The organism is bacterium, assembly GCA_030655055.1.
GTDB lineage: Bacteria > Edwardsbacteria > AC1 > AC1 > EtOH8 > UBA5202.
On record JAURWH010000042.1, the window covers coordinates 1 to 3977 of the forward strand.

At 55.4% G+C, this 3977-nt stretch carries 4 protein-coding genes; 2 read left to right on the forward strand and 2 right to left on the reverse strand.

Translation table 11 applies throughout. The annotated features are described in order from the left end of the window. Together Q7U71_01835 and hcp are read left to right on the forward strand one after the other, a co-directional pair. Positions 1 to 195: cupin domain-containing protein (locus tag Q7U71_01835; GenBank protein MDO9390494.1), on the forward strand; the 195-nt coding region annotated here is incomplete at its 5' end. A gap of 59 nt (positions 196 to 254) precedes the next feature. Beyond that, positions 255 to 1898: a hydroxylamine reductase gene (gene hcp / locus Q7U71_01840; GenBank protein ID MDO9390495.1), complete on the forward strand. Its 1644-nt coding sequence runs from the start codon at positions 255 to 257 to the stop codon at positions 1896 to 1898. A gap of 169 nt (positions 1899 to 2067) precedes the next feature. Here the strand turns inward: hcp and msrB are convergent, their stop codons facing one another. Next, on the reverse strand, positions 2068 to 3060 hold the full coding sequence (gene msrB, locus Q7U71_01845) for a peptide-methionine (R)-S-oxide reductase MsrB (protein ID MDO9390496.1): 993 nt from the start codon (positions 3058 to 3060) through the stop codon (positions 2068 to 2070). 161 nt (positions 3061 to 3221) lie between these two features. Next, positions 3222 to 3641 (reverse strand): hypothetical protein, encoded by a 420-nt coding sequence (locus Q7U71_01850; GenBank protein MDO9390497.1) that lies wholly within the window; start codon positions 3639 to 3641, stop codon positions 3222 to 3224. Positions 3642 to 3977: the final 336 nt, after the last annotated feature.

A 3977-nucleotide genomic window follows, 5' to 3' on the forward strand; every position in this document is an offset into this window, starting at 1 on the left:
CTGGCCAACGCCGACATGGTCTATCTGATAGTGCTGCAGGGCGAAGGCGTTTTTAACTTTGAGGAAAAAGACCACGTCATCAAGCACGGCCAGCTGGCGGCAGTTACCCGGGGAACGCCTATGCACATCACCAACCAGAGACCGGAGGACTTGAGTTTTCTGGTGATAAAGACGCCCAACCCGGAAAACAAGTGAAACCTGGCATTTCCCACTAAAACGCACGAAAAGGGTATAATAATTACAAGGAGATTTTCATGACCATGTTCTGTCATCAATGCCAGGAGACCGCCGGCAACAAGGGCTGTGCCGGGGCCAGGGGCGTCTGTGGCAAGCCCGACCAGGTGGCGGTATTACAGGATCTGCTGATCCACACCCTGAAAGGCATTTCCTATTTCAATACCCGGGCCAAGGACCATGGCCAGTGCGACCCCAAAGCCTCGGAATTCGTGATGGAACAGCTGTTCGCCACCATCACCAATGTCAACTTCGATCCGGAATATTTCGTCAAGCAGATAGACCGGGCCAGGGAAATCCGGGATCTGCTTAAAACGTCAGCCAAAACGGGAGAGGCGCTTCCCGATGCCGCCACCTGGTCCGTCAAGAGCGGCCTAAACGAGTACCTGCTCAAGGGCGCCGAGGTGGGGATCCTGGCCACGGCCAACGAGGACGTCCGTTCCCTGCGGTCGCTTATATTGTTCGGCCTAAAAGGCCTGGCGGCCTACGCCCATCACGCCTATGTGCTGGATGCCAAGGACAACGAGATCCTGCTGTTCATGCAGCAGGCCCTGGCCGCCACTCTGGATGACGGCCTTTCGGCCGACGAGCTGACAGGCTTGGTCTTAAAGTGCGGTGAGTACGGGGTAAAGGCCATGGCCCTCTTGGATAAGGCCAATACCGGAAAGTACGGACACCCGGAGATCACCAGCGTCAAATTGGATGTCGGCAAGAATCCAGGCATCCTGATCAGCGGGCACGACCTGAGGGACCTGGAAGAACTGCTGGAGCAGACCAAGGGCCAGGGGGTGGACGTTTACACCCACGGCGAGATGCTGCCGGCCAACGCCTATCCGGCCTTCAAGAAATACGCCAATTTCCACGGCAATTACGGCGGCTCCTGGTGGCACCAGAATGAGGAGTTCGAAAAGTTCAACGGCCCGGTGCTGATGACCACCAACTGCCTGGTTCCGCCCAAGGACAGCTACAAGGACCGGGTGTTCACCACCGGGGTGGTGGGCTTCCCGGGAATGAAGCACATTGCCGACCGCCAGCCGGGGAAGCAGAAGGATTTTTCCGCCGTCATCGCCATGGCCCAAAAGTCCAAGGCGCCGGAGAAACTGGAGGACGGCCAGCTGACCATCGGCTTTGCCCATAACCAGGTGCTGGCCCTGGCCCCCAAGGTGATAGAAGCCGTGAAAAGCGGTGCCATCAAGCGTTTTGTGGTGATGGCCGGCTGCGACGGCCGGCACAAGTCGCGGGAATATTTCACCGACATAGCCAAGGCCCTGCCCAAGGATGCGGTGATCCTGACCGCCGGCTGCGCCAAGTACCGCTACAACAAGCTGAACCTGGGCGACATCGGTGGCATCCCAAGGGTCTTAGACGCCGGGCAGTGCAATGACAGCTACTCGCTGGTCTTGATCGCTTTGGCGTTGAAGGATGCCTTTGGTTTAAAGGACGTCAACGAACTGCCATTGAGCTTTGACATTGCCTGGTACGAGCAAAAGGCGGTGCTGGTGCTGCTGGCCTTGCTGCATTTGGGAGTGAAGAACATCCACCTGGGCCCGACCCTGCCGGCCTTCGTGTCGCCCAATGTGCTGAAGGTGCTGGTGGAGAAGTTCAATGTCCAGCCCACGGCGGGGGTGGAGGAGGATGTGAAGAAGATGATGGCTGGGACCTAACCCCCTTTTATTCCCCCTTCCCCGTGAGGGAAGGGGGAAATGAACAGTAAGCTGACATTGAAAAAGCCGTGGCGTTATGCCACGGCTTTTTGCGTCCCTTCCCTTTTGGGGAAGGGATTGAGGCGATGCAATGAGCCTTCTGGCTAGCATTACATACGAATTGGTTAGGTCAAAACAGCTTTTTGTACTCCCCGTAACCTTCCTTCTCCAGCTCCTCCACCGGGATGAACCTCAGCGAGGCCGAGTTGATGCAATAGCGCAAACCTGTCGGCTGGGGGCCGTCATCGAATACGTGCCCCAGGTGGGAGTCTCCGGCCTGGCTGCGCACTTCGGTCCTGGTCCGGCCGAAACCGGTGTCCTTCTTTTCCACCACCAGGCTTGTCTCCAAGGGCTTGGTAAAGCTGGGCCAGCCGCAGTCGGAATCGAACTTGTCCTTTGAGCTGAACAGGGGCTGGCCGGTGGTGATGTCCACGTAAATGCCTTCACGCTTCTCATCCCAGTATTTGTTGGCAAAGGGCGGCTCGGTGGCGCTCTTCTGGGTGACCTGGTATTCCAGGGACGAGAGCTTTTTCTTAAGCTCCTTATCGCCGGGCTTGGAATAAGTTTTGACGGCAGGAGAATCCTTCCAGAGCTTCTTTAGCGCCGCCTCGCGGCCGGACATCACCTTGTAGGTGCTGTAACGGGCCGGGCATTTCTGGTAATACTTCTGGTGGTATTCCTCGGCCGGATAGAAGTTCTTGTAGGCCAGAATGGCCGTGGCTATTGGTTCCTTGAACTTGCCCGAGTTCTGCAGGGCGGCCTTGGATGCTGCGGCCAGTTTCTTTTGCTCCACATTCTGATAAATGACGGCGGTCTGATACTGGGGGCCCTTGTCGGCGAACTGTCCGGTAAGGTCGGTGGGGTCTATCTGCCGCCAGAAGTGCTCCAGCAATTGGGCGTAGCCGATCTTGGCCGGATCGTAGGTGATGCGCACCGCCTCGTAGTGCCCGGTCTCGCCGGAGCAGACGTCCCGGTAGGTGGGGTCCTTCATGTGGCCGCCGGAGTAGCCTGGCATCACTTCCTTTACGCCGGGCAGGGAGTCAAAAGGGTGCTCCATGCACCAGAAACAGCCTCCGGCGAAGATGGCTGTCTCGGTCTTATTGCCAGTGGCGGCTTCAGTCATGGCCAGTCCTCCCGCCAGCAGCAGCAGGGCCAGGGTCAGGTAAATATATCTCATTCATGTTTCCTCCTATACAGCAATGTAACCATGAAAAGGGGCAAAGTCAAGGGTTGGGGTTAAGGGTGCGTCAAAATCATTAGATGCCTATATCCGACAGAACTATTTTAAAGTTTTTCGGCGCGGAAATTAAGCGTGCCCGAATAATTTGTCAACGTCAGGGTGACAGACCAGGTTCCGGCAACACCGGCAGTGGTCGGTTCATTAAGGCTTGGGACAAGGGCTTTTGAATATAGAGTTGTTCCCAGGGAATCCTTGATGGTCAACAGGGTCGAACCTGCGGTGGTTGTGGTTGAATGGTTGATGGTTGCCCGGGTGCCGGAGTTCTTCCAGGAATATACCAGGGTGGTCGAAACATTGGTAACGCCAGTAGCTTGAAGCTGGAAGGCGTCTTGATTGTTGACGATCTGCGGCTCAAATGGAGCGAGAGTGGAAGTCGGGGTTTTGCTGCATCCTGCCAGATAGATCGACAATATCAGAAGAATTCCCGTAATCGCAGTCTTGGCAAGGCCATGGATGGGTTTCATGTGAGTTCCTCCTTTGTTGATTGGTGGGATAAAGCTTTCTGTCTGCAATGTGTCATCTGCTTCGTCCCTGACCAGGTATGGTCATAAATATTAGATGATAACTCGTGGCGGAAAGATTCCTTCTGCAGGTGGTCAATCCAAACCCCTCCGACCCCTAAAACTGCATATCCAATATGCTCTCATCTTCGGCAATTCTCAATTCTGTCCCGGCATATATTATAGGGGCTCATTTTTTGCTTGAATTACCCCTAAAAAGTGGTAAAATAAGAGGTTAGGAAATAAAGGAGCAAACATGCCATTCAAACGATCAAGCCAGGTTGGCCAGCAGATGAAACG